This is a genomic window from Ilumatobacter sp. (assembly GCF_049588435.1).
GTDB lineage: Bacteria > Actinomycetota > Acidimicrobiia > Acidimicrobiales > Ilumatobacteraceae > Ilumatobacter_A.
In genome coordinates this window covers 1-1,532 of the sequence record NZ_JBAVYV010000001.1, presented here as the reverse complement: position 1 = coordinate 1,532, position 1,532 = coordinate 1, and the positions used below count along the sequence as shown (strand labels likewise).

General features: G+C 65.3%; 1 protein-coding gene. It reads right to left on the bottom strand.

The features are described 5' to 3' along the window. Window positions 1–531: 531 nt before the first annotated feature. Window positions 532–1,296, bottom strand: a complete 765-nt coding sequence (locus WBV89_RS00005; protein WP_423979294.1) for a hypothetical protein — start codon at window positions 1,294–1,296, stop codon at window positions 532–534. Window positions 1,297–1,532: the final 236 nt, after the last annotated feature.

Below are 1,532 nucleotides of genomic sequence, written 5' to 3'. Positions count from 1 at the left end.
GTGTAGAAGGTCACGGATCCGGCCGCCGAGATCCAACCCTTGACCGTCCAGTACGTCGAAGCGGTCGTGTCGAGTGTGCTGCGCTATCGCTGGGGTAGTCGAAGACCGTCGCTCTCCACACATCGTCGTTTGAGCGGACGAACGCCAGTCCGCTGGCCTGCCCGGTCGGACATTCGGCACCGGTGACGATTTGAGGTGCGGAGTAGTTCACCGCATATGCCCGGAGTACGCCCTTAGGCTCCCCTGAGATCGAGGCGAGCGGCCCTATCGGCTCCTCCGACGAGGCCTCGGCCCGAGGAGTATCCGGCGTCCGGCGACGCCCTCGGCCGCCAACCGGTTGAGCATCTCGGGACGGTCGGTCCGATCGAAGGTGCCGACCTCGGACGCCTGCCCGCGCGCATTCCGAGGCGGTGATTGTGCAGCGTCCTCGTAGCGGTCTGACCTCCCGCAGTGCCCCGGCTGGCGCTCGGTCGACGTGTGGTCCGTGAGGACGTGCGACAAGAGCTCGCGTTGAGCCGGGACGGGCCTGACTTAGCCCCCTGAGATGTGGATCCAGGTCTGGTTGCCCGACGACATTCCGCAAGGGTCGTCAGCGACGGCGTTGATTGCGCCGATTGGTCCGAGTGGTGGTTCGAGTCCCGGGGGAACCTGATTCCATGCGACCGTGCCCCAAGTCAGCGTCGCGCCGGCGGCACACTTGCTCGTACCATCGCTTGTCATCACCACGTGCGCCAGTTCGCTGTCGTTCTCGGCGGCAGCGTCGGGTGTCGCGATCACGAAGGTCCCGTGGTCGTCGGGATTAGCCACGACGTCACCGATGTTGCTGCGCGCATAGGTGCTGTCCGGGTGGAAGTAGATGACCTCACCGGTTGCCTCGCGGAGCCAGATCCCCTTCAGCTGGGTTGGGACTTTCAGGGTGTCGTCGAACTCGCCGTCGGGTGGCGTGATGGCCGTCCCTGCAGTGGACGCTGGCGACAGCCGGATCATCGAGGCCTGCGTGCCATCCTCGGAGCTGCATTCGCCGGCCTTGAGCACCTCGCTGCCGATCTCGCCATCATCGACAACGACGATCGCCAACCGGGTTCGGTCGCCAGCAGGACACGGGCCGTCAGCGATCTCGTTGTCCAAGTAGGTCACCACGTCGTCGACGAAGGTGTAGCGACCCCGAAAGACAGGGGCGGTGAGCTGGGCCCTGCCGTCCATCACGAACAGGTCCCCCGGGCCGAACTGGTATGTGAGCGGAAGATCGTTGCTTGCGTCGGGGACGAGTGGCTTCCACCAGATTCCATCCAACACGCCTGTCGCTGTCGCTGAACTCGGCGCCGGCGTCGTGCTCGCGGCGGTTGGAGGACCCGGTGCATCGTCGTCGCCGGGCACCGTCGTCTCGACGATGGTGGGATCGATGGACTCTGTCGACGTGGTTGTGCCACTCGACGAGCACGCCGCGGTGACAAGTACCAAGCCGACCACGATTGCGCTACTGCGCCCCATCACTTCAGAGTCCCACCTACCGTCGGCACCGTCAACAGCAC